Source organism: Vibrio sp. 1402 (assembly GCF_033340275.1).
Window position 1 is genome coordinate 1 of record NZ_JAWOWE010000477.1, and the last position, 588, is coordinate 588.

The 588-nt window shown below is 47.3% G+C and carries 1 protein-coding gene; it reads left to right on the forward strand.

Features of this window, described 5'->3' with window-relative positions:
* Positions 1-588 (forward strand): ROK family protein (locus R7044_RS26770; protein WP_225456179.1); only part of this gene is annotated, 588 nt, incomplete at both ends.

The window sequence follows — 588 nt, forward strand, 5'->3', positions numbered from 1 at the left end:
AGCAAAGTGAGCTTGCGCCTGCGAGTATCACCAAAATCACTCTAGAATTAATCGAAGCACACTTGATTCATGAAACTACCGTACAAGAGGCGACAAGTCGTGGTCGTCCTGCCGTAGGCCTACAAGTTAACAACGAAGGCTGGCAGTTTCTGTCGATGCGTTTAGGTCGTGGCTATCTGACTATTGCTCTGCATGAGTTGGGTGGCGATGTCTTGATCGATACCAAAATCGAAATTCATGAACGTGACCAAGACGATGTTCTTGAGCGTCTGCTCTACGAAATTGACGACTTTTTTCAGACGTATGCCGATCAGCTCGATCGTGTTACTAGCATCGCGATTACGCTTCCAGGTCTTGTAAACTCTGAGCAGGGCGTGGTGCTGCAAATGCCTCACTATAACGTCGAAAACCTTGCTTTGGGGCCAGAGATTTACAAAGCGACGGGTTTGCCGGTCTTTATTGCCAACGATACGCGTGCTTGGGCTTTAGCTGAAAAGCTCTTTGGTCATTCCCAAGAAAATGACAACTCTGTTCTTATTTCGATTAACCATGGTTTAGGCGCCGGTATCATTCTTGATGGGCGAGTTC